The sequence below is a fragment of the Enterococcus sp. DIV1420a genome, from assembly GCF_051712165.1.
GTDB classification, from domain to species: domain Bacteria; phylum Bacillota; class Bacilli; order Lactobacillales; family Enterococcaceae; genus Enterococcus; species Enterococcus faecalis.
In genome coordinates, this window is sequence record NZ_JBIOOI010000003.1 from 1 (window position 1) to 25,719 (window position 25,719).

The 25,719-nt window shown below is 35.8% G+C and carries 25 protein-coding genes; 24 read left to right on the forward strand and 1 reads right to left on the reverse strand.

The genetic code is table 11. From position 1 onward, the window contains the following. From IGI80_RS18415 to IGI80_RS18425, 3 genes are all read left to right on the forward strand, one after another. A complete protein-coding gene (locus tag IGI80_RS18415) occupies positions 1-1,008 on the forward strand; it encodes a replication initiator protein A (RefSeq protein ID WP_048952488.1) in 1,008 nt (335 codons plus the stop codon). A gap of 158 nt (positions 1,009-1,166) precedes the next feature. After that, positions 1,167-2,804, forward strand: a complete 1,638-nt coding sequence (gene traC, locus IGI80_RS18420; RefSeq protein WP_002366014.1) for a peptide pheromone-binding protein TraC — start codon at positions 1,167-1,169, stop codon at positions 2,802-2,804. A gap of 10 nt (positions 2,805-2,814) precedes the next feature. Then, positions 2,815-3,969, forward strand: coding sequence for a TraB/GumN family protein (locus IGI80_RS18425; RefSeq protein ID WP_002366016.1), 1,155 nt, complete (start codon positions 2,815-2,817; stop codon positions 3,967-3,969). A 32-nt stretch (positions 3,970-4,001) separates the two neighbouring features. Here the strand turns inward: IGI80_RS18425 and prgX are convergent, their stop codons facing one another. Continuing rightward, entirely contained in the window at positions 4,002-4,955 is a 954-nt protein-coding gene (gene prgX / locus IGI80_RS18430; RefSeq protein ID WP_002366018.1) for a transcriptional regulator PrgX, read from the reverse strand. A 761-nt stretch (positions 4,956-5,716) separates the two neighbouring features. Between prgX and IGI80_RS18435 the strand changes: the two genes are divergently transcribed. The 21 genes from IGI80_RS18435 (at position 5,717) to IGI80_RS18535 (ending at position 25,718) form a co-directional block, all read left to right on the forward strand. Continuing rightward, the gene (locus tag IGI80_RS18435) at positions 5,717-6,097 is read left to right on the forward strand and encodes a hypothetical protein (protein ID WP_010714274.1); all 381 of its coding nucleotides are present in this window, start codon (positions 5,717-5,719) and stop codon (positions 6,095-6,097) included. A gap of 50 nt (positions 6,098-6,147) precedes the next feature. Further along, positions 6,148-6,369 (forward strand): hypothetical protein, encoded by a 222-nt coding sequence (locus IGI80_RS18440; protein WP_002385566.1) that lies wholly within the window; start codon positions 6,148-6,150, stop codon positions 6,367-6,369. A gap of 300 nt (positions 6,370-6,669) precedes the next feature. Beyond that, positions 6,670-6,975, forward strand: a complete 306-nt coding sequence (locus IGI80_RS18445) for a hypothetical protein (protein WP_010714570.1) — start codon at positions 6,670-6,672, stop codon at positions 6,973-6,975. 10 nt (positions 6,976-6,985) lie between these two features. Further along, positions 6,986-9,664: a surface exclusion protein SEA1/PrgA gene (gene sea1, locus IGI80_RS18450; protein ID WP_438724271.1), complete on the forward strand. Its 2,679-nt coding sequence runs from the start codon at positions 6,986-6,988 to the stop codon at positions 9,662-9,664. Between the two features lie 193 nt (positions 9,665-9,857). Beyond that, positions 9,858-13,775: an LPXTG-anchored aggregation substance PrgB/Asc10 gene (gene prgB, locus IGI80_RS18455; protein ID WP_438724272.1), complete on the forward strand. Its 3,918-nt coding sequence runs from the start codon at positions 9,858-9,860 to the stop codon at positions 13,773-13,775. A gap of 61 nt (positions 13,776-13,836) precedes the next feature. After that, a complete protein-coding gene (prgU, locus tag IGI80_RS18460) occupies positions 13,837-14,193 on the forward strand; it encodes a pheromone response system RNA-binding regulator PrgU (protein WP_002403568.1) in 357 nt (118 codons plus the stop codon). Positions 14,194-14,214: 21 nt separating this feature from the next. Then, complete coding sequence (locus tag IGI80_RS18465) at positions 14,215-14,601, forward strand: hypothetical protein (RefSeq protein ID WP_010714827.1); 387 nt, start codon at positions 14,215-14,217, stop codon at positions 14,599-14,601. A 67-nt stretch (positions 14,602-14,668) separates the two neighbouring features. After that, positions 14,669-14,929 carry a hypothetical protein gene (locus IGI80_RS18470; protein WP_002370667.1) on the forward strand — a complete coding sequence of 87 codons (261 nt, stop codon included), beginning with the start codon at positions 14,669-14,671 and terminating at the stop codon, positions 14,927-14,929. A 10-nt stretch (positions 14,930-14,939) separates the two neighbouring features. Then, on the forward strand, positions 14,940-15,818 hold the full coding sequence (locus IGI80_RS18475) for a hypothetical protein (protein ID WP_002365963.1): 879 nt from the start codon (positions 14,940-14,942) through the stop codon (positions 15,816-15,818). A 19-nt stretch (positions 15,819-15,837) separates the two neighbouring features. Further along, entirely contained in the window at positions 15,838-16,698 is an 861-nt protein-coding gene (locus IGI80_RS18480) for an LPXTG cell wall anchor domain-containing protein (protein WP_010714270.1), read from the forward strand. A gap of 25 nt (positions 16,699-16,723) precedes the next feature. After that, positions 16,724-17,995, forward strand: a complete 1,272-nt coding sequence (locus tag IGI80_RS18485; protein ID WP_010773576.1) for a CHAP domain-containing protein — start codon at positions 16,724-16,726, stop codon at positions 17,993-17,995. A 2-nt stretch (positions 17,996-17,997) separates the two neighbouring features. Further along, positions 17,998-18,615 carry a hypothetical protein gene (locus tag IGI80_RS18490; RefSeq protein WP_002398539.1) on the forward strand — a complete coding sequence of 206 codons (618 nt, stop codon included), beginning with the start codon at positions 17,998-18,000 and terminating at the stop codon, positions 18,613-18,615. Continuing rightward, the gene (locus IGI80_RS18495; protein WP_002392846.1) at positions 18,599-19,015 is read left to right on the forward strand and encodes a thioredoxin domain-containing protein; all 417 of its coding nucleotides are present in this window, start codon (positions 18,599-18,601) and stop codon (positions 19,013-19,015) included. Before IGI80_RS18490 ends, IGI80_RS18495 begins: the two co-directional genes overlap by 17 nt. Continuing rightward, positions 19,015-19,329 carry a hypothetical protein gene (locus IGI80_RS18500; protein WP_002360796.1) on the forward strand — a complete coding sequence of 105 codons (315 nt, stop codon included), beginning with the start codon at positions 19,015-19,017 and terminating at the stop codon, positions 19,327-19,329. Before IGI80_RS18495 ends, IGI80_RS18500 begins: the two co-directional genes overlap by 1 nt. Continuing rightward, positions 19,322-20,356 (forward strand): conjugal transfer protein, encoded by a 1,035-nt coding sequence (locus IGI80_RS18505; RefSeq protein WP_010774162.1) that lies wholly within the window; start codon positions 19,322-19,324, stop codon positions 20,354-20,356. Before IGI80_RS18500 ends, IGI80_RS18505 begins: the two co-directional genes overlap by 8 nt. A gap of 4 nt (positions 20,357-20,360) precedes the next feature. Beyond that, positions 20,361-20,621, forward strand: a complete 261-nt coding sequence (locus tag IGI80_RS18510; RefSeq protein ID WP_010706916.1) for a hypothetical protein — start codon at positions 20,361-20,363, stop codon at positions 20,619-20,621. Beyond that, positions 20,621-21,010: a TcpE family conjugal transfer membrane protein gene (locus tag IGI80_RS18515; protein ID WP_002360791.1), complete on the forward strand. Its 390-nt coding sequence runs from the start codon at positions 20,621-20,623 to the stop codon at positions 21,008-21,010. Before IGI80_RS18510 ends, IGI80_RS18515 begins: the two co-directional genes overlap by 1 nt. A gap of 156 nt (positions 21,011-21,166) precedes the next feature. Further along, positions 21,167-21,652 (forward strand): single-stranded DNA-binding protein, encoded by a 486-nt coding sequence (ssb, locus tag IGI80_RS18520; RefSeq protein ID WP_002365967.1) that lies wholly within the window; start codon positions 21,167-21,169, stop codon positions 21,650-21,652. A 29-nt stretch (positions 21,653-21,681) separates the two neighbouring features. Beyond that, entirely contained in the window at positions 21,682-22,251 is a 570-nt protein-coding gene (locus IGI80_RS18525; protein WP_438724273.1) for a hypothetical protein, read from the forward strand. A 574-nt stretch (positions 22,252-22,825) separates the two neighbouring features. Beyond that, positions 22,826-25,357, forward strand: a complete 2,532-nt coding sequence (locus IGI80_RS18530) for an ATP-binding protein (protein ID WP_438724274.1) — start codon at positions 22,826-22,828, stop codon at positions 25,355-25,357. Next, positions 25,314-25,718 (forward strand): hypothetical protein, encoded by a 405-nt coding sequence (locus IGI80_RS18535; protein WP_002400624.1) that lies wholly within the window; start codon positions 25,314-25,316, stop codon positions 25,716-25,718. The genes IGI80_RS18530 and IGI80_RS18535 overlap by 44 nt, the downstream gene beginning before the upstream one ends. The last annotated feature ends 1 nt before the right edge of the window (position 25,719 follow it).

Here is a 25,719-nt window from a genome sequence, read left to right on the forward strand (position 1 = left end):
ATGAACGATTTTCAATTTATTTCAGCTAATGAAACCTATAGAAATTTGTATTACCAATTACCTAAAGTACTTTTTACATCAGAATTTTATAAGAATATGTCTAATGATAGTAAAATAGCTTACGCAATGCTCCAAGACCGATGTGAATATTCAATTCAAAATAATTGGATTGATCAAGATGGGCATATATATTTTATCTTTACACGAAATGAACTGATGGATATTTTAGGGTGTAAAGAAAATAAAATTGCAAAAATAAAAAAAGAATTAAAAGACAAAAATTTACTTTATGAAAAACGTATTCCTCCGAAAAAACTCCCTACTGGTGAATTCAAAAACTACCCAAACAGATTGTATTTAGGTAAGTTGGAAGTTTCAGCAACAGATGTTTACGCCATCAGTAATGCTAGCTATACAAATGAGTTTCCCGAAAGTGGGAAAAACCAACCTTCGGATAAACATGATAAAATCGGCGTTTCTTTCGAAAGTGGGAAAAACCAACGTCCAGAAGAATCCAATAATACCAATACTTTGTTCGAAAGTGGGAAAAACCAACCCAATCTATATCTAACTAATTCTTTAGATACAATAGATACAATAGATACTGAAAAAGAACGATTGCAACAACAATTATTGCTCGATCAATTTTCAGAAGTTCAAGAGCATACATTTCTTAGCAAAAATAGCTTAGAATTTGTTGCTGCCTTTTCTGATACTATTCAAGAAGCTCATGAGCAAGTAGGAACAATTATTCGTGCTAAAACTAAAGTAGAAAAAGAATACAATCTCGTTCTAATTGGTGAAGATTATCAAGAAGAAATAGACAAATGCTTGCGACGAGTGATGCATAAAATCAAGACGGATTCTACTGTTAAAAGTCCTAAAGGCTTATTTTACAAGTCTTTTTACAATTTATTTGTTGAATGTGCGTTAGAAAAAGAAAATATAAAAAATAGGGATAATTCTAAAGGTTCTGAAATCACTTTGCATAATTGGCTTGAAAAATAAGTAATTGATTCATTTGTTTGGATAAATTTCATTCTCTATTTTGTATCCCTTTTAAAGTTTATTTGATAAAATTGTAAATATAATAGCTATTAATTGGTTATTTTATTTGTATATCGCTAGAATTAGTTAGCAAATTTAAACTACGGAGGTTGATAAAAATGAAGAAGTACAAGAAGTTTTGTTTTTTAGGTATTGGGTTATTACCTTTGGTATTAGCTAGTTGTGGGACAAATACTGCCACAAAAGATTCACAAGATGCAACAGAAAAAAAAGTAGAACAGGTAGCTACTTTGACTGCAGGGACACCTGTCCAAAGTTTAGACCCAGCAACTGCTGTAGATCAAACGAGTATAACTTTATTAGCCAATGTGATGGAGGGATTGTATCGATTAGATGAAAAAAATCAACCGCAACCAGCCATTGCAGCTGGTCAACCAAAAGTATCGAATAATGGCAAAACTTATACCATTGTGATTAGAGATGGCGCTAAGTGGTCTGATGGTACACAAATAACTGCTAGTGATTTTGTGGCCGCGTGGCAAAGAGTTGTAGATCCTAAAACAGCTTCTCCAAATGTGGAACTGTTTTCTGCTATAAAAAATGCCAAAGAAATTGCTTCAGGAAAACAAGCAAAAGATACTTTAGCAGTGAAAAGTATTGGTGAGAAAACATTAGAAATTGAATTAGTTGAACCAACACCTTATTTTACTGATCTGTTATCCTTAACTGCTTACTATCCAGTACAGCAGAAAGCAATTAAAGAGTATGGGAAAGACTATGGGGTTTCTCAAAAAGCAATTGTAACAAATGGAGCATTTAACTTAACAAACTTAGAGGGAGTAGGAACTTCTGATAAGTGGACGATTTCTAAAAATAAAGAGTACTGGGATCAAAAAGATGTTTCTATGGATAAAATTAATTTTCAAGTCGTCAAAGAAATTAATACAGGAATAAATTTGTATAATGATGGGCAATTAGATGAGGCGCCTTTAGCTGGTGAATATGCAAAACAATACAAGAAAGATAAAGAATATTCAACAACATTAATGGCTAATACAATGTTTTTAGAAATGAACCAAACTGGGGAAAATAAGCTTTTACAAAACAAAAATGTCCGAAAAGCGATTAGCTATGCAATTGATCGGGAAAGTCTAGTTAAAAAATTACTAGATAATGGGTCCGTTGCTTCTGTTGGCGTAGTACCAAAAGAAATGGCCTTTAATCCGGTAAATAAAAAAGATTTTGCTAATGAAAAATTAGTTGAATTTAACAAAAAACAAGCAGAAGAGTATTGGGATAAGGCTAAAAAAGAAATTGATTTATCCAAAAATACTTCTTTAGATTTACTTGTAAGTGATGGAGAGTTTGAACAAAAGGCAGGAGAATTTCTGCAAGGACAGTTGCAAGATAGCTTAGAAGGATTGAAGGTTACTGTGACGCCAATTCCTGCAAATGTCTTTATGGAACGCCTAACAAAAAAGGATTTTACTTTGAGCCTAAGTGGATGGCAAGCTGATTATGCAGACCCTATTAGCTTTTTAGCAAACTTTGAAACAAATAGTCCAATGAATCATGGTGGATATTCAAATAAAAATTATGATGAATTGCTAAAGGATTCTTCTTCTAAACGTTGGCAAGAATTGAAAAAAGCTGAAAAATTGTTGATCAATGATATGGGGGTCGTTCCAATTTTTCAAGTTGGAACAGCAAAATTAGAAAAAAGTAAAATAAAAAATGTTTTAATGCATTCAATAGGAGCAAAATATGACTACAAAAAAATGAGAATAGAGAAGTAATGGAGGGTATATGGAATTAGTTCGTCGCGTTTTTATAAAGGATAAGGAAATTATTTTAGTCGGGACTGCACATATTTCCAGTGAAAGTGCTGAATTAGTTAAAAATATAATCGAAGAAGAAAATCCAGATGTAGTTTGCCTTGAATGGGATCAAAGCCGATATGACAAGTACCTGAACCCTGATGAATGGTCGGATACAGATATTGTTCAAGTAATTAAACAAAAAAGACTAACTGTATTAATTTCTAGCGTTATTTACAAATTAATTCAAAAACATTTGGCTAAGATTAATGATTCTGTAGCTGGTGCTGAATTTTTTGAGGCTGTTAGTAGTGCAGAAAAAGTTGGTGCTAAAATAGCGTTAGTAGACAGAGACTCACAAGTAACTTTTAAACGATTTTGGCGCTTAATACCACTAAGAAAAAAAGCGTTACTTCCTTATGCTTTTGGTAGTGTTTTGGAAGGTGCGGAAGAATCTGAAGAAGAAATGCTAAAATTGTTGAATTCTGAGAATTTTGAGCCTATTTTTGAACAGCTACAAGAAGCATATCCAGAACTGTGGAAAGTTCTGTTAGTAGAACGAGATCAATATTTAGCTCAGAAAATTTCAGATCAGGAAGCTGGTAAAATCGTAGTTGTTATTGGGCAGGCGCATTTACGTGGTGTGGAGAAAAACTTAAAAAGTAATCAACAAATCAATATAAAAGAATTAGAAACTTTACCGCCAAAGCTTTGGTCAACTAAAGTTTTAGAGAGTATCATACCTTTGATTATCATAGGTTTGTTAATTTATTCCTTTTTCTTAGGTGTAGATGTAGGTAAAGACCAAATAATGAGATGGGGCATTTGGAACGGTGGTTTATCAGCACTATTTACTTTATTAGCGTTGGCTCACCCCTTAACAATTGTCACTTCCCTAGTGTTTGCCCCCCTTGCTACATTGCTACCAATGGTGTCTGTAGGAGTGTTTTCTGCTATTGTAGAGGCTACTTTAAGGAAACCAAAAGTACGTGATTTTCAAACGATGGATGAAGATATAAAATCTTTGAAAAAGATATATAAAAACCGTGTTTTGAGAGTGTTTTTAGTGTTCGTGTTAGCTAGTTTGGGAGGAATGATTGGTAATTTTGTTGGTGGCTTGGAAATGTTTAGGCACCTTATATAATAAAAAATAAAAGAGCAGTCATGAAAATATTTTCATGACTGCTCTTTTATTTCAGGAATAGGATTATTTTCTATTGCAACGTAATTTTCATAATACATGGTTACTTCTTTAGGGGGCGTAAATTTTTCTTTTGCAGATATTTTTGTAAGTTCCTCAACTAAAGATCTGTGAATATCTTCTTTTCCAATGATTTTAAAGATGTTGATAATATTTACCGCATTTAAATAAGAATCAATATTTTTGTCAGTTAAAAATTGATATATTTGTTTTAAATAGTTTATTTCTAAATCGTAATATCCATTTATGCTAATATTTTTAATTGTTTTTAAGTGTTCAAATTGATTAATATAATACTGCGCTTCTTTTAGATTTCTATTCATAATTGATATTGTTAAAGCATTTTTTAGAACAGTCTGAATAGTTAAATCGTAATCTTTACCAAAGGAATCCACGATTGGATACATAGGCTTAATGATACTTGAAACTTCTTCATACGGTAAGACATTTAAAAGATTTGAAACAATTTCATAATCAATTCCAAAAAATGTTGTTCTTTTATCATATAAATGTTTTAAATCTGAAGTAATTGTTTTATTAAAAGTAGGAACTTCAATGTTATAATGATGTGCAATAGAAATATATCCAAGATAAATACTAAAGTACTGAAGACTAGTTAAGCGCTTTGGCTCAATCCTTTGAAAATTTTTGTCAAATAAGTCAGGGTTTGTAAATATTTTTGAAATAAGAAGTTTTTCTTTTCCTGTTTCATTTACGCTTTTTGTATTCATGCCAGCTCTATTTAAAATTTCAAAAAAATTTACACCTAAACGTTCTGAGAACTTGCTTAACTCTTCTACAGAAATCGGTCGAGAGTCAGCTTCAACTTTTATGTAAACAGATTTGGACATTATTCCAGAATATAAATCAATCTGATGGTAATTTAACTCTTGCCTTATTTGTTTCAGGACAGAACCTATCTTAAACATTTTCTTCCTCCTAATATGTAAAGTATCAAAAAGTAGACCTAAAATTCGATAAACTACAAAAATTTGTTAATATTTTAATTTTAGGTATTGAATACGACACTCGAAGATGTGTTTATTAAGCTATATCCCTTTTTTTTAAAAAAAAATACATATTTTAGTTGAAAATATAATACTTAGATGTTAAGATGTTTTTATAGGAGGGGTGTAAATGAAAACCACTCTAAAAAAACTATCAAGATATATAGCTGTTGTAATTGCAATAACCTTAATATTTATCTGATAGAAAAAATCATAGTAACAATTAAACAAATTAAGAACCGACTGCCATAGGACGGCAATCCTAGGGGGCAGTTAAACAATTCATGGTATGACATGAACTCTACTCGGTTCTCGTTTGTTGCAACATTAGTTACAACGTATAGTATAACAATTTTTTATGTAAAATTCTAGACTTTTTTAAACTCCTTTATTTGTCTAGGAAAAGTTTTTACAGTGAATTGTTTTTATTAGTTGTATAAATGTTGGAGCAGCGGGGAATGTATACAGTTCATGTATATGTTCCCCGCTTTTTTTGTTGTCTGTTAACTTGTTGAAAAAATAAAAAAACCAAGTAACAAGCACGCTCATTTTCTAAAAATGACCCGCTTGTGGAATAATTCAATGCTTTCACGCATTGTTTGTACTGGAACTACTCGTAAGAGCCGTGCAAACAACGTGTTGCATGGCTCTTTTTCTACTTGGTTCAGAAAGTAGGTGAATCAATGATTGAACTGAAAGCAACTGATTTGCAACGTATTACGTGTCAATTGACCTTGTTTAATCGACAAAGATTTAAATTGTACAACGGTACAACAGAACGCATTGTATATGATTTTTCAGGAAGAAATCTGTTGATCAATCCTGTGAGTTTTGAAACGGAGCAAGACATGGAATGTTTATTCAGACAAGTAAAACTGATTTATTTTGATGGAAAAGTGGTCGGTTATCGTGGCTGCTCGGAGCTTCCGTTAAAACTTGAATGTAGAGCGTTCCAAAAAATGGTTAAACGACAAAAGATGTTACTTAATGCACCATTCAACTATAAGGTTTTTGAAGAAAATGAATTTAGGGAATGGTGTGAAAAAATGAGAAGCTATAAGTAGTGAATTTGTTTTTTTATACTTGGTCTTTTTGTTTGTTAGTTTTAACTAACATGCGCAATTTACCAATAGCTAGGTTAGCTATCGAAAAAGGATGCAGAAAAGCACACGGACACGAAGGTGCAAACTGGCTACACGTCAACTTTTTTGCAAAATTTGGGAGATCCTTAAAAAATGAATACTACAGGACTTATCTAGTCAATCAGCGTGTCTTTAAAGGGCTAGGTAAGGATAAACTACCTAAAGAGTACGGTCAGAATAAAGGCGGTACGTGATTATGGGTGTGACACAGTAACTAAAAAGATTTCGTGCGATGATCTTTTGTTTTAAAGGGAGCCAGATACTTTTTTAGAGTTTGGGGTTGCTACCGCTACAAACCCTGCGATCAGTAAAATCTGTAGAAAAATTGCTAAAAAGCTAGCAAACAAAAGGATCAAGTAAAACGAGGATATTTACCATAAAACCAATAGGAGGAAAGTGAACATGAAGACATAGGAGTGTTTTTCTAAGGGGTCCAAGGATAATATTTTTTTAATAATGAAGGCTTTGTTACTATGTTCTTGAGGTGAGAAAATATGACAAAAAAAGTGCAAAATATCTGGCGTAAAGAAATGTTGGCATTGATGAATGAAGACGCAGATTGGTATAGGAATGAAGATACCGAGCGTTTTAAACGAATACAAGAACTTGCAAAAAAGATAGAAACAGCAAACACCAGACAATTTTCTTCTCATATTAGCAAGGAAAGATTTGAAGCCTATCAAAAAATGGGCTTACAGTTTAAAGAGATAGCAGAAGAATTCCATATAACAACTACAGCGTTACAGCAATGGCGTAAAGACAATGGGTATCCCATTTACAATAAAAATAATAAGAAATGAGGAAAGCAAAATGAAAAAGTTCGCAAGTGCAGGGTTAAGTATTTTAGTCGCAACAGGGGTTGCAGGTATTGGGGGAAATGAAGTACAGGCAGCAGAACAAGCGCAACCAAAAACACCTGAAAATAGTTCTACAGAACAACCAGCAGTGAAAGGTACACAAACAACGGAGCAAGCCATTACTGAAAAACAGCAACAAGTAGCAGAGAAACAAGCAATTGTCGATCAAAAACAACAAGTTGCTGACACTGCGAAAAAAGAAAAAGACACCATTGATCAATCTGTTAAAGACCAACAAGCAGTGGTCAATCAAAACAAAGACGCATTGGATCAAAGTCAACAAGCAGTGACTGACCAACAAGCGGTTGTAGACGAGGCTAAAAAAGTTGTGGATGAAGCAACACCTTCAGCCATTGAAAAAACCAAAGAGCAAGTGGCTACGGATACACAGGCTGTTGATGACCAACAAAAAGTAGTGGAGCAAGCTCAAACAGACGTTAACCAACAACAAGCTGTTGTTGATGAAAAAGCAAAAGAAACGACTGCTGCTAAAGTGCAAAATGATAAAGATCAACAAACGGTAACAGCTGCGAAACAAGAACAAGCCAAGTTTGAAGAATTAGCGAAAAATGCGGAAGCGGAAAAAGCAAAGGCAGAAAAAGAACAAGCAGCAAAAGAAGCTGAACTGGCTAACAAACAGAAAGAAGAAGCCAAAGCTAAAGATCAAAAGGCGAAGGACGATCAAGCAGTTGCAGACCAACAAAGCGTTGTGACAACTAGTCAAGAGAAAGTAACAGACGCAAAAGCAGATACAGCTGCGAAACAGGCAGATTTAACTGCGAAAGAAAATGCTTTGAAAGACAAGCAAGCAGCAACAAAGCAAGCGCAGAATACTTTAGATAGCTCAAAAGAAGAGCTAAAAGGACATAAAGGGATTAACTTGCCTGCCAATTTCACACCTGATTATTACAAAAAATTATCTGAACAAGAAAAGCAAGCAATGGAAAAAGAAGCATTAGCATTAAATAAAGTTTTTCCTGAAAATCAAGCAGATGCGGCAAAAGCAACGGAAATGATCGACATTAAAAATCCTACAGAAAAACAAAAGAAACAAATGAGTGATTATTTTGTTGGTTTATTAAATGACGTTCGCGAAAAACTTGGATTGCAAAAATTAAAAGTGTCTAGTCAAAATATTAAATTTGCTTGGGATAATGCGAAGTATACTAATCCTAATGAAATTGGACATGATGAAAATGCAATTAATAAAGCAGCAAAAGAGAATGGTTTTAAAGAGTATCCAGGGCAAAACTTTTATGAAAATTTAAGTGGCGGATACTTCCAACCAAAAGACGGGAAAATATCAGTACTAGATTTTGAGCGAGCAGCAAGAGAAGCTTTAGTCGATATGCTGTTTAATGATGGAAGAATGGGTTATGGACATACTGAATCATTGTTACAAGCAGATAAAACAAATACTGCAATTGCTCTTTCAGAAGAAAATCACGGTTTTTCTTCCGGTAAAATTCATATTATTGGGTACAATCAATCAAGATTGGTAGATCAAAATACTTATGAAGAAGGAAGTGTACCAGTCTTTAAGAGTAAAGAAACCCTTCAAAAAGAAGTAGCAACCAATCAAGAAAAATTAGCTACCGCTCAACAAGCAGAATCAGACGCACAACAAGCAAGAAGTGCAAGTCAGAAAGCCTTAAATACAGCCAAAACAACACAAGCAACAGCAGAAAAAGAACTATCTGTTCATAAAGCGACATTGGCTAATCTTCAAGCAGTTGCGACTAAGAGTACGACAAACTATGAAGAAAAAGTACGACAAACTGCAACGGCAGAAAAAAGCCTTCAACAAACAAAAGATCAATTGGCAACAATCAATGAGTTAATTCAAAATCGAGCTGCTGTTTTAGAAAAAGCGAAAACAAAAGTTGCAGACGCACAAGCGATAGAACAAACGTCTGCTAAAGTGCTGAAAGAAAAACAAGAAGCCCAAAAAGCAGAAGAAAACACATTGAATAGCTTGAAGGAAGTATTGAATTTAGCAAAAGAAAACTTAAATCAAAAACAAATTGCGCTTAAAACAAGTACACGTTCATTGTCTCGTTTAGAAAATGCTCAACCAACATACGAAAAAGCATTAAACGAGTTAAACAAAGCAGAAGCGGCAGTGGTCCAAGCACAAGAAGCCTATGAAAATTCTCTGAAATCGTTGGAAGAACTTAAAGAACAACAAGCCGTTGCTACACTTGCTTATACACAAGCACAAGAAGACCTTTCTAACGCGAAGTTAGAGCTACAGCAGTACCAAGGCATATTAAGAGACTTAGAGGTACAACAAGCCGAACAGCGCCGACAAGAAGCGTTGCAAGAGCAAGTAGCGAAAGAGCAACAACGCCTTGAACGAGAAGCAAAACAAAACCAAACGTTAGTAGCAAGTGCTACTTCAGCAGACAAAACACCTGGTCTCCAACAGTTATCTTTTTCTAAACAAAAAGAACAACCAAAAGCACAAGCATTAACACATTCAGAACCTCGTAAGACGAAACAAGTAGCAAAAGCCCAAGAATCCTTACCACAAACGGGAGAACAACAAAGTATTTGGTTGACTATTATTGGATTATTGATGGCAGCAGGTACGATCAGTTTCAAGAACAAAAAACGTAAAAAAAATAGTTAATAATTGTTTGATATAGTAAAACAAAGGTATATATCGTGTTTTAAAAGAATATAAAATAACTAAGAGAATCGAAGATGCTTTCGGTTCTCTTTTTTTAGTAAGGAGGGAAATGACAATGAAAAAGCAACGAGCCCCTTGTGTTTCATGAGCTATTTTACAAACAAAAAAATAAAAAAATCGAGGAGAATGATACATGAATCAACAGACTGAAGTAAAAAAACGTTTTAAAATGTATAAGGCAAAGAAGCATTGGGTTGTAGCCCCTATTCTTTTTCTAGGCGTGTTAGGAGTTGTAGGATTAGCTACTGATAATGTACAAGCTGCGGAATTAGATACGCAACCAGAAACAACCATGGTGCAACCCGATAACCCCGATCCGCAGGTAGATAGTACAACGCCTAATACGGCAGTATCTGAAGAAGCACCAGTACAAAAAGACACTACTTCTCAACCGACCAAAGTAGAAGAAGTAGCGTCTGAAAAAAATGGAGCTGAACAGAGTTCAGCTACCCCAAATGATACCACAAACGTGCAACAACCAACAGTAGGAGCTGAAAAATCAGCACAAGAACAACCAGTAGTCAGCCCTGAAACAACCAATGAACCTCTAGGGCAGCCAACAGAAGTTGCACCAGTTGAACATGGAGCCAATAAAGCAACGACCATTCCTAAAGAATTTGAAACACCAGACGTTGACAAAGCCGTTGAGGAAGCGAAAAAAGATCCGAACATTACTGTCGTTGAAAAACCAGTAGAAGACTTAGGCAACGTTTCTTCTAAAGATTTAGCCGCAAAAGAAAAAGAAGTAGACCAACTACAAAAAGAACAAGCGAAAAAGATTGCGCAACAAGCAGCTGAATTAAAAGCCAAAAATGAAAAAATTGCCAAAGAAAATGCAGAAATTGCGGCAAAAAACAAAGCGGAAAAAGAGCGTTATGAAAAAGAAGTCGCTGAATACAACAAGCATAAGAACGAAAACAGCTATGTCAATGAAGCGATTAGTAAAAACCTAGTGTTCGATCAATCTGTTGTGACGAAAGACACTAAAATTTCGTCGATTAAAGGCGGAAAATTTATCAAAGCAACTGATTTTAATAAAGTAAATGCAGGGGATTCAAAAGATATCTTTACGAAATTACGAAAAGATATGGGCGGAAAAGCTACTGGCAACTTCCAGAATTCCTTTGTAAAAGAGGTAAACCTTGGGGCTAATGGGGGCTATGCGGTTCTTTTAGAAAAAAACAAACCAGTGACAGTGACCTATACAGGGCTAAACGCTAGTTACTTAGGGCGCAAAATTACAAAAGCAGAATTTGTTTATGAGCTACAATCCTCACCAAGTCAAAGCGGTACACTCAATGCAGTATTTTCAAATGATCCGATTATCACGGCTTTTATTGGTACAAACAGAGTCAATGGTAAGGATGTTAAAACACGCTTAACGATTAAGTTCTTTGATGCGTCAGGGAAAGAAGTACTACCAGATAAAGATAGTCCATTTGCGTATGCACTGTCTTCTTTAAATTCAAGTTTAACGAATAAAGGCGGCCATGCGGAATTTGTTTCTGATTTTGGGGCGAACAATACATTCAAATACATTAATGGCTCATATGTGAAAAAACAAGCGGATGGAAAATTTTACTCACCGGAAGATATTGACTATGGCACAGGACCTTCTGGTTTGAAAAATAGTGATTGGGACGCTGTAGGTCACAAGAATGCGTACTTTGGTTCAGGTGTAGGTCTAGCCAATGGGCGTATTTCCTTTTCTTTTGGTATGACAACAAAAGGAAAAAGTAATGTGCCTGTATCTAGTGCGCAATGGTTTGCTTTTAGTACCAACTTAAATGCAAAATCTGTAACACCGAAGAGACAATTTAATAGTCCTAAAGAACCAGAAAAAGCAACGATTGAATTTAATGGATACAAAGCCAATGTCGTTCCTGTTCTTGTTCCGAATAAAGAAGTCACTGATGGCCAGAAAAATATCAATGATTTAAATGTGAAACGTGGCGATTCTTTACAATACATTGTGACAGGGGATACGACAGAACTTGCCAAAGTAGATCCAAAAACAGTAACAAAACAAGGGATTCGAGATACCTTTGATGCAGAAAAAGTGACGATTGATTTATCCAAAGTGAAAGTTTATCAAGCAGACGCAAGTCTAAACGAAAAAGACTTAAAAGCTGTTGCTGCAGCAATTAATTCAGGAAAAGCCAAAGACGTGACCGCTTCTTATGACCTTCATTTAGACCAAAACACCGTCACAGCAATGATGAAAACCAACGCAGACGGCTCTGTTGTTTTAGCAATGGGGTATAAATATTTACTTGTCTTGCCGTTTGTAGTGAAAAATGTAGAAGGCGATTTTGAAAATACAGCTGTTCAATTAACAAACGATGGTGAAACGGTAACAAATACAGTGATTAACCATGTGCCAGGTAGTAATCCTTCCAAAGATGTAAAAGCAGATAAAAACGGTACAGTTGGCAGTGTTTCTCTACATGATAAAGATATTCCGTTACAAACAAAAATTTATTATGAAGTGAAATCTTCCGAACGTCCAGCCAACTATGGCGGAATCACAGAAGAATGGGGCATGAATGATGTCTTGGACACGACCCATGATCGTTTCACAGGGAAATGGCACGCTATTACGAACTATGACCTTAAAGTAGGGGACAAAACGTTAAAAGCAGGAACAGATATTTCTGCCTACATTCTTTTAGAAAACAAAGACAATAAAGACTTAACGTTTACGATGAATCAAGCATTATTGGCAGCGTTAAATGAAGGAAGCAATAAAGTAGGCAAACAAGCTTGGTCTGTGTATCTGGAAGTCGAACGGATCAAAACAGGTGACGTAGAAAATACGCAAACAGAAAACTACAACAAAGAGCTTGTTCGTTCTAATACGGTGGTGACGCATACACCTGATGATCCAAAACCAACTAAAGCCGTTCATAACAAGAAAGGGGAAGACATTAATCATGGAAAAGTGGCTCGTGGTGATGTTCTTTCTTATGAAATGACCTGGGACTTAAAAGGGTACGATAAAGACTTTGCCTTTGATACAGTCGATCTTGCGACAGGCGTTTCTTTCTTCGATGATTACGATGAAACGAAAGTGACACCAATCAAAGACTTACTTCGTGTCAAAGATTCTAAAGGGGTAGACATTACTAATCAGTTCACGATCTCATGGGACGATGCCAAAGGCACGGTGACAATCTCTGCAAAAGACCCACAAGCCTTTATTCTAGCGCATGGTGGGCAAGAATTGCGTGTAACGCTCCCTACAAAAGTCAAAGCTGATGTTTCTGGGGATGTTTATAATTCAGCGGAACAAAATACATTTGGCCAACGAATTAAAACCAATACCGTTGTCAACCATATTCCAAAAGTGAACCCTAAAAAAGACGTAGTTATTAAAGTCGGTGACAAACAAAGTCAAAATGGCGCTACAATCAAATTAGGGGAGAAATTCTTCTATGAATTTACAAGTAGTGACATTCCTGCAGAATACGCTGGTGTTGTGGAAGAATGGTCGCTTAGTGACAAACTAGACGTAAAACATGACAAATTTAGTGGCCAATGGTCTGTGTTTGCCAATTCTGCGTTTGTCTTAGCAGACGGAACCAAAGTGAATAAAGGGGATGACATTTCGAAACTATTCACGATGACCTTTGAACAAGGGGTAGTGAAAATCACGGCCAGTCAAGCCTTTTTAGATGCGATGAATCTAAAAGAAAACAAAAACGTTGCACACTCATGGAAAGCGTTCATTGGTGTAGAACGAATTGCGGCAGGAGACGTTTACAACACAATCGAAGAATCTTTCAACAATGAGAAGATTAAAACGAATACGGTAGTGACACATACACCAGAAAAACCACAAACACCACCAGAAAAAACAGTGATTGTACCACCAACACCAAAAACACCGCAAGCACCAGTAGAGCCATTAGTGGTAGAAAAGGCAAGTGTGGTGCCAGAATTGCCGCAAACAGGCGAAAAACAAAATGTCTTATTAACGGTAGCTGGTAGTTTAGCCGCAATGCTTGGCTTAGCAGGCTTAGGCTTTAAACGTAGAAAAGAAACAAAATAATTGAAGACGAAAAGAAGGACGAATTGCTTGTCCTTCTTTTTTTAGTTATGGAGGGGAAACATTGGAAGCAGTAGTAGCAGAAAGAGAGGCAAAGGGGATGAAAGAAATTGCCATCCAAGAAAAAGATTTGACCTTACAGTGGAGAGGAAACACAGGTAAGTTAGTTAAAGTTCGATTAAAGAATACACGAGCAATGGAAATGTGGTACAACAAACAAATTACCGAAGAAAACATTCAAGAGATCACCACGTTGAATATCATTAAAAATGGAAAATCTTTGGCATTAGAAGTATATCCAGAAAAAAGTATCTATGTGAAACCAAATTTAGGCAGAATCAATGTGCCTGTCTTTTTTATCAAAACACCTATTAACAGAGGAGTATTTGAAGAGATTTTCGGCGAAACGTTAAAAGCATAAGTAAAGGAGAAAGAAAAGCCAATGTATGTATCTTTTGTTCTAAGTTGTTTGCTTGGATTTTCTGCCTACAGTCTATTAAATAGGCTAAATTCGTTGGAATTTGTGGATGCTTGGTTAGACAAAGAAACACAAAAAATCACACTAAAACGCTGTTTTTATGATACTTCTTTCAAGAAACAAACACTAAAAGAGTTAGAAAGAGTGATTTTTCGCTTACGGCAACAGATCATGGACGATTCAACTAGTCGCTTATTCATTTTAAAAGAAAGATACAGTGTTCTTGAATTAGAAGAAAAATACGAAGGAATAAAACGATTCATGTTAGACGTTTTAGAAGATGCTTATTGGAAAGAATTAGCAAATATGCCAGAAGACCAACGACACTTAGACGATTGGGATTTCTTTTAAAATGGGTTATTGAAAGGAAGCAATAATAAAAAAATGATGCCTGACACAAAAATATAGGAGGGAAAAAATGATTATTTTATCAGGACTTTTTATTTTAGGGATAGGAATAGTTGGAGGTTATCAGCTAGCCACGTTACCTAAATTAATTGAAATGAAACAGCACAAAGCAATACAGAACCATTTCAATGTTAAAGGAAATGAGTACACCTATTATCAAGAAGACAGTGAAAATTACATTTTATCCTTGGAAGATACAGAATATCGAATTAAATTTTCCAAGAACACCCCGTTAAAAGTGGTATTCACTGAAATTTTAGAACCTATGTAAGGGTGAGTTTATGTATATCTCTTTTGATTTAGAAGCAACACAAGCAGAAAAAATAGCTTTACCAGTCCATCAACGATTTTCGCTCGTTCAAGGTCTTTTGTTACTTGAACAAGCCAATCAAGAAGTTTTGGCCACAAAACAAGGAGGCACGATAGCCTATTTTTTATATACAGGAAAAGAACAAGAACTACCTATTTTAGAAGCGGAACTTTTATTACCGGTCAAACAAAAGGATATGTTAGACGTATTACTTGAACCAGTCACAAATGATCCAACGCTTGATCCAATAGAAGTAAAAAACTTCTTACAGTTAGTTAATCAATCGTTGCCAAAGAAGCAACGAGCTAAAAGTAACAAAAAAAGTACAGAAAAGAAGGCAACTATTGATACAAAACCAGTGAAGAAAAAAGTTTTTTTGTCCGTTAGTCTTATCACACTTATTGGATTGATACTACTTATGAGTGGTTTTTTATTAGGGAAAACCAATTCTACACCTTATCAAGAAAAAGAATTAGAGGTGAAAAAAGAACTCAATACCTTAACAGAACAAGTCAATGAGCAAAATAAAGTAGAAACATTTACTCGATTCTTTCTAACTAATTACTATTCAGGAAAAACAGATGCCAAAACCAGACAAGCAGTTTTAAAAAAGTTTGTAAAAAAAGAAACCTTATCTGATTTTTTATCGGAGAAAAGCCGAGCGAGAAGTATGTTTCCCTGGGAAGTAAAGAAGAAAGACAAACAATGGACGATAGCGTTCATTGTTGTATTAATCAACGAAAAAGACGAGCAATCGACAAAGAAAATTACGTTTACAGCTGAAGAAACAAAAGAACAACTGGTCGTAATGGAACGACCGACAGAAGAAGATTTTGAACTTACAAATTAAAATTAAAATGGAGGAAATAATGATGAAAAAAATTCTTTTTGCTAGTTTATTTAGTGCCACACTACTATTTGGGGGAAGTGAAATTTCTGCTTTTGCACAAGAAATTATCCCTGATGATACTACGACACCGCCCATTGAAGTACCAACAGAACCAAGTACACCAGAAAAGCCAACAGATCCAACACCGCCAATTGAGCCACCTGTAGACCCTGTAGAGCCACCTATTACACCAACGGAGCCCACAGAACCGACAGAGCCGACAACACCAACAGAACCTGAAAAACCAGTAGAGCCAACGGAACCGACAACACCAACAGAACCGACAACTCCTACAGAGCCAAGTGAACCAGAACAACCAACGGAGCCAAGTAAACCAGTAGAACCTGAAAAACCAGTTACACCAAGCAAACCAGCAGAACCCGAAAAACCTGTGACACCAACTAAACCAACAGAACCTGAAAAACCAGTACAACCAGCAGAACCAAGCAAGCCAATCGACGTTGTTGTAACGCCAACAGGGGAATTAAATCACGCTGGAAATGGTACACAACAGCCAACAGTCCCTATTGAAACAAGTAATTTGGCAGAAATCACACACGTGCCAAGTGTAACAACACCTATTACAACTACAGATGGAGAAAACATTGTAGCTGTAGAAAAAGGTGTTCCACTTACACAAACAGCAGAAGGGTTAAAACCTATTCAATCAAGTTACAAAGTATTACCTAGCGGAAATGTAGAAGTAAAAGGTAAGGACGGTAAAATGAAGGTTTTACCATACACAGGTGAAGAAATGAATATCTTTTTATCTGCCGTAGGCGGTATCTTGTCTGTAGTATCTGGGTTTGTCATCTTTAAAAAACGCAAAGCTAAAGTATAAGCTAGCGTATAGATAGGAGCGTACCATGAATAAGAAAAGAATTGTCTTTGGGCTTCTCTCTTTTTTCTTACCTATATTTTTAGTCTTTGGAGGCTTACTTTTTTTTCTTTTATTATTAACGAGTACGTCAGATACTTCAAAAAATGATTGTATTCAGCCAAGTATAAATAATCCAACTGATGCGACAGATACACCTAAATCGATCGAGCAGTTTGTAAAAAGCCATAAAGATGCTTACCTTTTATCATGGAAAGCAGGTGGCTTTTTACCGTCTGCTAGTATTTCTCAAACGATGGTAGAAAATGGGTTTAATTTTACTAACCCATCGGGGACGTCATTTTGGCAGGCGCACAATATGGGCGGTGTTAAAACGTCAAAAAAAGAAGATTTTCCTGTAACTTTAGCAACATTCGGCCAAGATTCTGTTGATATTTCTGGTACAAAGCCAGGGTCAAACGTCGGGGATGGCACTGGTGGGGCATATACCTGGTTTAAAGACTACAATGCTGGAATTGTTGGAAAAGCAGAATTTATGGCACACCAGACACTGTATACAGGTGCTATCAATAATACTGACGGATTAAGTACTTTATCAGCTATTTATTCAGGAGGATGGGCTACAGACCCTACTTACCTCATGAAGTTACAGGCCACATACAACAGCTTAGGCAAACAGTTTCAATGGTTGGACCAAGAAGCAATACAGAAATATGGTAACGCACCGTTTAAAAAGAGCGAACTTGTCCCAAATATTCCCGGAAAATCGCCAATCACAAACGAAAAATCTGGTAAAAATTCTGATTGCGTTGTTACTTCAGATACATCCGATCAAGTTACAGGACAAAATACTGCCCCATCATTAGAAGTACCAAGTGCTTATAAAGGAAAGTTAACACTTCCGCCTATCGATTCGAATGATTACGCTGGAAATAACTATCCTTTTGGACAATGTACGTGGTACGCCTATAATCGTATGGCGCAAATAGGCAAACCAATTGAATGGTTTTCAGGTGATGGCGGAAATGGCGCAGGTTGGGCTAATTCTGCTCGTGCGAAAGGGTACACAGTAATAAAAGGAAAACCAAGTGTTGGTTGGGCAGCTAGCATGCAAGGTGGCATAGGAGGTTCTGCACCGCCCTATGGGCATGTGGCAGTTGTAGAGTATGTCAATTCTGACGGCAGTATTCTTGTGAGTGAAGCAAATGTTATTAATCAAGGATCTGGTACGCGTTCATGGCGAGTATTAGACAGAGCAACGGTTGAACAAATTGATTTTATTCAAGGAAAGGGAGCGTAGCAATGAGGGAGCGTTTAAAGCAAGCACAACCACTAGTGATCGTTCTTTTACTTGTTTTACTGACCACTTTAGGAGGCGGTTATTTCAATGAGAAAAAAGAAAATGCACAAATAAAAAATCAAAAAGAGAAAGAGCAGCAAGTCCTAAAGAAAACTTTAGAAGAAAAAAACGGACAACTGAATGATTTATCTAGAAAAATTGAACAATTATTGGATGAAAAAGAAGATCCTGTTAATGAGCCATTAACAAAAGCAGTGAATGCCTTATTTTCACTTGTGTTTGACTATGATACTAGCAATAAAGAACAAACAGTAGCTAAAAGAAAAGAAAAAGCAACTGTTTATGCGACAGAGCAAGGGTTATCCGGGGTATTCCCAAGGGATGCAGATAAAGTTGTTCCTAGTGTTGTGACCGTTTCTCAATTAGATAAGGCACCTGAAATTTATCGAACCACACAAAAAGATACAGGAAAAGAAAAAACGGCATTGGTCCGACTAGAATATTCAGTTCGAATCGCAGGAAGCCAAGCGCAACGTGGAAATTTTATTTATAAGGTAACTTTCAATGAAGAAAGCAAGAAATTTACAACCATTGAGAATTTAGGTGAGGAAAATCAGTAAAAAAGTACGAATTACAACGCTTATTAGTTTAATGCTTGTTTTAGGGGGGATAAGCCTCTTTTTATTTATGGTAAAACAAAATGAAAAGGCAATGCTCAATCAGGAAAAGGAGCGAGCGGCCGTAGTTTTAGCAGACAATGAAACACGTGTCTTATTTTTTTACAAAGATACGTGTGCTGATTGTCAAAAGGTCTATCCGACGGTTTACGAAGAGGACCAGGGCGAAAACAACATTGTATTTATCAATTTAAATCAACCTAAAAACCGTCACTATATAAAGACCTATACGTTGGAAAAAGTACCAACATTTGTTACACCGAAAAGAAGATACGTAGGAACAGATACGAAAAAAATTCAGCAATTAATTGCTGAAAATAATGACGAAAGAAGTGAAGATTAATGCACGAAAATCATGTGAATGAAAAGGAGACAGCCGTAGAAAATACGGAACGTATTGCTAAAAATTATGCTTATGAACGCCCAGCGATTCAAACGGCGCTATTTATCTTATGGCGGGTGCATAATAAGCAGTATCAAACAGGCGCTCGGATATTTTACGACGAATTAGAAAAGGCCACCAAGACGTCTAAGACCGCTTATAAAGAAGCATTAGCTTTTTTAGAAGGTGCAGGCATGGTGGTAAACGAGGTTGTCGTAGAAAGTAAAGTCCCCCAATCGTTAATTCAACGTTACGGGATTTTAAAAGATGAGTAACAAAAAGGCTGTATTCAATCCGCAAGCAGGGAAGCAAGCCCAGAAAGAAAAAGTGAGGAAAGAGACACGTGTTTCTTCATTGGTTCAAATAATCCGAGCAATCTTCAGGAAGAAAGAGAAAGAACCAGAAAATTCTCGAACCATTCGTTTTTCGCCACGTTCGGCGAAAAGTATTTACTCAATGGTGTTTTTCCTTTTATTTTTCTTGATAAGCTTATTTTTATTAATGAGTTTTGGACGATTAAACACGCTTACAAGGCTTGCGATGCAAAAGCAAGTAAATCGTGAGGAAATTATTGAAAGCGTGAATAAAGGCGTAGCTGCAAGTGATCAATTGAAATATGACGGAATGAAACTTGTGGATCGCTTATTTACAGTGTCCTCAAAATTAGAAGGAAAAGAGTACTGGGAAGCGCAAATAACCCCTTATTTAGCTGCTGGATTGCGTGCAGAAGATTTAGGTCTTGATAAGACAAATGATGACCGCGTTGCACGAAATGTACGCTTTATTCGATTAGAAACAGTTGATTATAAAGAATCACTTTACAGCTTGTACTATGATGTCCGTTTTACTGAAGGGAAAGAATGGCGCCAAGTGCAAGTGATTTTGCCTGTTAGTTATGCAGAAAATGAACTGAAGTTACTTGATAGACCAACGTTAATGAATTTAGCGAAGACAAGTGAGAGTAACAAAGTTGCTTATGACGAGCAACGTTTTATACCTAAAGGAAAAGAAGTCAATGAAGAAGAAACAAAAAAACTGACGGAATTTACCAATCGTTTCTTTGAATTATATGTAAAAAATGATGAAAAGTTAGGACTAATTGCGAATGTAAAAGGACTAGAACATGCGACGCTAGAAAAAGTAGATATTACAAGTCTAAGAGAAACAGGCCAAGGGATCTATGATGTTCGAGGAACCTATCAATTCAGTTATGAAGGGAAAAGTCCGCTAACGTCTAACTTCTCATTACAAATTGAAGCAACAAAAGATAGTTATTTTATTAAAAAAATGAATGGAGTGTAAGAATATGTTTGATTTATCTGGTTTAGCAAATAATATTTCCTCACAGGTGATTATATTATTGGTGATTTTAGGACTGGTATCCTTAGTTGTAGCGGTTGCAACACAAGGGGCCGCACGAGGAATTGCGACAGTCTGCTTAATCTTAATTTTAATCGCGTTGGTTTTAGTGTTAAAAGATGCTGAAAAAATTGGTACCTGGTTGAAAGACTTAATTTTCAAACCAAATGCCGGCTTTATTTTCCCAATAAAAGGTTGGCGATTTTGATGGAATATAATTACACACGAGAATTTAAACAACCTCACAAGATTTACAGTATCAAAGGGGTAGCATTGCCTTTTGCGCCAAACGGCATTCGATTGGAACAAATTTTTGTAGGTATTGGTATCCTTATTCTCTTATTGATATTCGCGATTATTTCATTTGTCGCTAAAATCAATTTTTTTACCACAATTATTGCTAATTTTTGGCTGATTCTTATAGTAGGAGTGGGCGTCCTTGTGTGGACGCTCTTTTCTTTAAAATGGGATAATAAGAGCTTTCTTGATTATCTAATTGGTCGAGGAAACTTCTTGTATCAAAAGAAAAAAAGATATGAACATGGGCTACTTGTCCAATTCCATAAAGAAAAAGTCCAATACAAAGTTAGAAAATAAAATGTTTAAAGAGAGATTGCGAGGGGAAATCAGACTAGTAGAATAAAAGAAAAGTAGCTTAGCACATGTTATAATGATTAGGAGTTATTAGATAGCATGATTTATTAAATCCATACAAGAAAATATTAATGACTATAAGAGTAGGAGGAAATAATCTTGATTAATAACGTTACGTTAGTTGGACGATTAACAAAAGACCCAGATTTAAGGTATACACAAAGTGGAACAGCCGTAGGTCAATTTACGTTGGCCATTAATCGCAACTTTACCAATGCTAACAATGAAAGGGAAGCAGATTTTATCAACTGTGTTATTTGGCGGAAAGCAGCCGAATCATTGGCAAATTATGCTAGAAAAGGCACCTTGATCGGTTTAACCGGACGAATTCAGACCAGAAACTACGACAATCAACAAGGACAACGGGTCTATGTGACAGAAGTTGTCGTTGAAAACTTTCAATTATTGGAATCAAAAGAAATCAATGAACAGCGTAGGGGGCAATCTACGGGGCAAGCAACGTTTGATAAAAATGTTACAAGTAACGAACAACCAGCAACAGAGAACCAGACCCCCGATCCATTGGATCCATTTTCTCCAGAGAATAGTTCATTGGATATTTCTGACAATGACCTGCCATTTTGAGTGTGTTGAAAAACAATTGAAGACAGCAAATGCAAAGAAAGACAAGTGAATCGATCACTTGTCTTTTTCGTTCAATGAATAATCAAATAATCAGAAAAGGCGGTGAGAGATTGAAGTATCAGTTTTTAATTTCTTACTTTGAATTTGAAGTTTTTGTAGCAGCGAGTGTGAAAAACTTCCAAATGATGGAAGAAGAACTGCTTGAAAATAGAATCAAAGATTACCAAAAGAACGGACAGAAACAGACAACGTTGTTCTATTGGGAAATGGACGGCGAAGGAAAAGAAGACAGAGATATCTACCACAAAAAACGTCCTACCCCTGATAATGCGTATTTATTATATTCTGAAGAACTAGAGTCAGAAAAACTGGTAGAAGCAGAGAAAGAGGCAATAAAAATTGCTGAAAAAGTTGGAACAAATGGTTTTCAATTTATGCAAAAGAATCAAGAAATTGCTGTCTTTGTTAAAATGAAAGGGAACTGGTTTTGGCTACCTTTAATGGACTTGTCAAAAGTTCCGGATTTTCAATCTCCGTTACTGTCGTTCAGTAAAATAAATGAAGGGGAACAATTCTTTTCCTCTCTTTTGAAAACGTAAAATAAGTTTTCCGTAGTTAGAAGAACCAACTATTAGAATCAAGAGAAGTAAACCAGCAACGAAAAGAACAGTTTACAAGTAAAGCTACGTTTGATAAACAGTCAATGGATAAACCTGATCCTCTGTATCCATTTGCGTCATAAAACAGCCTAGTGAATATTTCTGACAATAACCTGCCGTTTTAATGATTTATAAGTGAATAAACAAAAAAGGACGAGTGGACAGGGCACTCGTCCTTTTTTTGGTCAAATGATTAGAGCGATGACAGTAAACAAAATCAATTAAAAAAGGGAGGTATATGTTATGTACAAATTTATATTGTATACGTTATTGATTATTTTAATTGTATTTCAATATATTAAGTATGAAGAATGGTTTTTCAAAAATAATGGAAGAGCAGTAATGGTGAAAGATCATTCAACTAAATGGGCCCTTTTGGTAACTAGCGTTATTGTTTTCGAAGTTTTTCTTTTTGGCAGCATAATCTATTTGTATTAATTCGTCAACTTTAATTCAATGGATATTCTGATAATAACGTACCGTTTTAAACAGTTTACAAGCTAACAGATAATAAATGAAAAAAACAGGGATTAAAAAGAAAGGAGTTGATAAGGTGCCACTAAAAAGTAAAGAGCCACGCTTAGACTTTCCAATTGAAGCCATTACGAATAATTTTCTTTTTACAACCTCTAACGACGTGTGGGTAGGTTATAAACTTGCACACCAAGTATTTCCTTTGAATAATCTAGACTTTTTCAAGGAATACATAGAGGACGGAAAAGGCGTATTCGAGCAAGACACGTTCGATTACCATTTTATGAATATTCCAGAATACTTTGATCTCGACGAACAGATTGAAGCGACAATCGATAAACTGGTAAAGGGAAGCTTTGCGGATTTAGGAGAAATCTATTTCCGACAAGCGGGTGATATTCTAAAAGACGAAGTCCAAATGAACAAATATAGTACGTATTTGTTCATTCGTTTTACCGCACCTATACAAGTTGCTAATCCTATGGAGTATATGGAATTGTTCAAGGAAGTTGGACGTAAGGCAATCAATGCTTTAACAGGGGTTCATGTACCAGTTAGCCAACTTTATCGCGCATATCAAGGATTAGAAAACAAGATTTACAAAGACTTATCAAATTTTAAAAATGTGGAACGCTTGGATCCAAGAACCATAGGCCGATTGTTTTATTATTTCTTTCACCGTGCAAATACCCGTTTACCTGAACGAACGTTACTTCCGGAAGAAATGACGGAGGGGATTATTGAAAATGACACGGGATATATGACTATTGAACAATTGGATAAAACGCATTACCTGGCTTTTTTACCGTTGATCAGTTTGCCAACGAGTATGTTTGGAAGTGCGATTATACAAAACTTACAGGATAGTTTGAGTACCACGATTGAAACCCATGTCAAGGTTACCTTTCGCCACCCAGATAAAGATAAACGCGATGTACACAAACGTCGTAAAAGAATCTATGAACAGGACAAAGAGCAAACACAAGTTGACGGTATTTTAGACGAAGACGAAGTGATTTTATTTGGGGAAGAGCGATTGCACGAACTAAGTAAAAAGATACGTAGTAAAGAACGACGATTGTGTCGTATGACGACAACGTTTGTACTTTCAGCCGATAGTAAACAAGCATTAGAAGAGAAAATAAAAGAACTCGAATTTGTTTTAGACGGTACAGACTACAAGTTATATCGACCGCTAGTCGACCAATTAACATTGTTTAATCAGTGTTTAATTGGCGCTAAGAGTCAATTTAAAAGCTACGAGCATGTTGTTTCAACAGGTTATGTAGCGGACCTTGGAATGGATTTAGAAAAAGAAATTGGTAACCGCTATGGCATGCCTCTAGGTCGTGTCATAACTGCTAAAAAATTCAAGTCCGTACAACAGGCACTTTCTTTATCAAGCAAAATCGTATGGTTTTTCCCAAACTTGACTAAAAAAGCCATAGAAGGCGCACAATATACAAATGGGAATACGCTAATCATTGGCCCACCTGGACAAGGAAAGTCAGTACTTGTTAAGTACATTTTCTTGTGGTTAACGTTTTTAGGACAAAAAATACTTTATATTGATCCAAAAAATGAAACCGTCCTTTTTTTCAAACGAGCATTAGATAAGTTCGGACATATTCCAGAATTTAAAGCTTTGTATCAACGCATTAACTTTGTTTCGTTATCAAGTGAAGAAAGGTATCGAGGAATGTTAGATCCATTGCTATTTCTGCCAAGAGAAGAAGCTATTCAAACCGCACGAAACGTGTTAGAAAATTTTGGTGAAGTTACGACAGACAGTCACACTGCAAGTGATAAGAAGACGCTGATTTTAGATTCTGTCAATGCGGTGATGAAAGGTAAAGGGAAAAAACACCTAACGAAAGTAATCGAGGTTATTCGCGAAAAAGACCCTAAATTAGCAAATTTAATCTCTGGCCACAATGTTGGGTTAGGCAAAATTCTTTTAGGGAACGATTACAGCGAACCTATTCGCTTTGAAAATCAAATCAATGTCTTAGGTACCCAGGGGCTTAAAATCCCTACACAAGCGGAAATAGACAGCGGACGATTAAACAATGAACAAATCGCAGGCATGTCTATTATGGAAGTTATTATGAAAATGACAACGATCTTCTCTACAGATAAAACTGAAGATGCTGCGATTATTTTCGATGAAGCGAAAGGATTTGAAGACACGGCCCAAGGACGTTTTCTAATTGAAGGAAGTTTACGTCAAGGACGTGCGAACATGACCGATATATACCTTGTCACACAAGCGTTTATGGATTATGATAAAGAAGATAAAAAAGAACTATTGTCTTATAAATTTGCGTTCCGCCCAAACCAAAAAGAAGCACAGAAAAAAGTTTTAGAATTTTTTGGTATGGATACGAACCCAGCAAATATTCAGTTAATTAATGAACTAAAATCAGGGACTTGTTTATTCCAAGACCATCGAGGACGTAGCCAGCCTATTGCAATTGATGTTTTATTCGATAGTTGGTTAATGGCCGTTTCGTCTACTAATAAAGAAGATGAAGCTACTCAAATGGCGTTGGCAATGGAACAAGGATCATAAAAAAGGAGAAGTGAGCATGAAAAAAGTACTACCTTTTATTGCCTTAGTCGGCTTGTTATTGTTGTCAGGTTGTGGAACAGATATGAAAAAGATATTAACTTCCGATGGTGGTAAATGGGAAGGGACGGGTTTTGGTGTGTCAACTCAATTCACTTTTTATAAAGATGGAGAAGTTAGTTTATTAGAGTCTGGATCAAGCTATAGCGGAACATACAGTTACAACGATAAGGAAGAAAAATTGACTATTGATATAAGTAACATAGGCAAAAACATTTTTTCTGATGTAAAAGAAAAGAATGGGAAAATAACTGCTAAGTATGGGAAAAACAAAATATCTCTTGAAAAAGTCAAAGAAAAATAAG

What these genes read in the sequence shown, in the direction of transcription:
- IGI80_RS18515 (WP_002360791.1), top strand. Translation starts at nt 20,621, where the DNA reads ATGGAATATAATTACACACGAGAATTTAAACAACCTCACAAGATTTAC.
- IGI80_RS18425 (WP_002366016.1), top strand. Translation starts at nt 2,815, where the DNA reads ATGGAATTAGTTCGTCGCGTTTTTATAAAGGATAAGGAAATTATTTTA.
- prgB (WP_438724272.1), top strand. Translation starts at nt 9,858, where the DNA reads ATGAATCAACAGACTGAAGTAAAAAAACGTTTTAAAATGTATAAGGCA.
- IGI80_RS18440 (WP_002385566.1), top strand. Translation starts at nt 6,148, where the DNA reads ATGCGCAATTTACCAATAGCTAGGTTAGCTATCGAAAAAGGATGCAGA.
- prgX (WP_002366018.1), bottom strand. Translation starts at nt 4,955, where the DNA reads ATGTTTAAGATAGGTTCTGTCCTGAAACAAATAAGGCAAGAGTTAAAT.
- IGI80_RS18510 (WP_010706916.1), top strand. Translation starts at nt 20,361, where the DNA reads ATGTTTGATTTATCTGGTTTAGCAAATAATATTTCCTCACAGGTGATT.
- IGI80_RS18525 (WP_438724273.1), top strand. Translation starts at nt 21,682, where the DNA reads ATGCAAAGAAAGACAAGTGAATCGATCACTTGTCTTTTTCGTTCAATG.
- IGI80_RS18475 (WP_002365963.1), top strand. Translation starts at nt 14,940, where the DNA reads ATGTATATCTCTTTTGATTTAGAAGCAACACAAGCAGAAAAAATAGCT.
- IGI80_RS18470 (WP_002370667.1), top strand. Translation starts at nt 14,669, where the DNA reads ATGATTATTTTATCAGGACTTTTTATTTTAGGGATAGGAATAGTTGGA.
- IGI80_RS18445 (WP_010714570.1), top strand. Translation starts at nt 6,670, where the DNA reads ATGACAAAAAAAGTGCAAAATATCTGGCGTAAAGAAATGTTGGCATTG.
- IGI80_RS18505 (WP_010774162.1), top strand. Translation starts at nt 19,322, where the DNA reads ATGAGTAACAAAAAGGCTGTATTCAATCCGCAAGCAGGGAAGCAAGCC.
- IGI80_RS18480 (WP_010714270.1), top strand. Translation starts at nt 15,838, where the DNA reads ATGATGAAAAAAATTCTTTTTGCTAGTTTATTTAGTGCCACACTACTA.
- IGI80_RS18485 (WP_010773576.1), top strand. Translation starts at nt 16,724, where the DNA reads ATGAATAAGAAAAGAATTGTCTTTGGGCTTCTCTCTTTTTTCTTACCT.
- IGI80_RS18530 (WP_438724274.1), top strand. Translation starts at nt 22,826, where the DNA reads ATGAAAAAAACAGGGATTAAAAAGAAAGGAGTTGATAAGGTGCCACTA.
- IGI80_RS18535 (WP_002400624.1), top strand. Translation starts at nt 25,314, where the DNA reads ATGAAGCTACTCAAATGGCGTTGGCAATGGAACAAGGATCATAAAAAA.
- IGI80_RS18435 (WP_010714274.1), top strand. Translation starts at nt 5,717, where the DNA reads ATGATTGAACTGAAAGCAACTGATTTGCAACGTATTACGTGTCAATTG.
- sea1 (WP_438724271.1), top strand. Translation starts at nt 6,986, where the DNA reads ATGAAAAAGTTCGCAAGTGCAGGGTTAAGTATTTTAGTCGCAACAGGG.
- traC (WP_002366014.1), top strand. Translation starts at nt 1,167, where the DNA reads ATGAAGAAGTACAAGAAGTTTTGTTTTTTAGGTATTGGGTTATTACCT.
- IGI80_RS18465 (WP_010714827.1), top strand. Translation starts at nt 14,215, where the DNA reads ATGTATGTATCTTTTGTTCTAAGTTGTTTGCTTGGATTTTCTGCCTAC.
- IGI80_RS18415 (WP_048952488.1), top strand. Translation starts at nt 1, where the DNA reads ATGAACGATTTTCAATTTATTTCAGCTAATGAAACCTATAGAAATTTG.
- IGI80_RS18500 (WP_002360796.1), top strand. Translation starts at nt 19,015, where the DNA reads ATGCACGAAAATCATGTGAATGAAAAGGAGACAGCCGTAGAAAATACG.
- IGI80_RS18490 (WP_002398539.1), top strand. Translation starts at nt 17,998, where the DNA reads ATGAGGGAGCGTTTAAAGCAAGCACAACCACTAGTGATCGTTCTTTTA.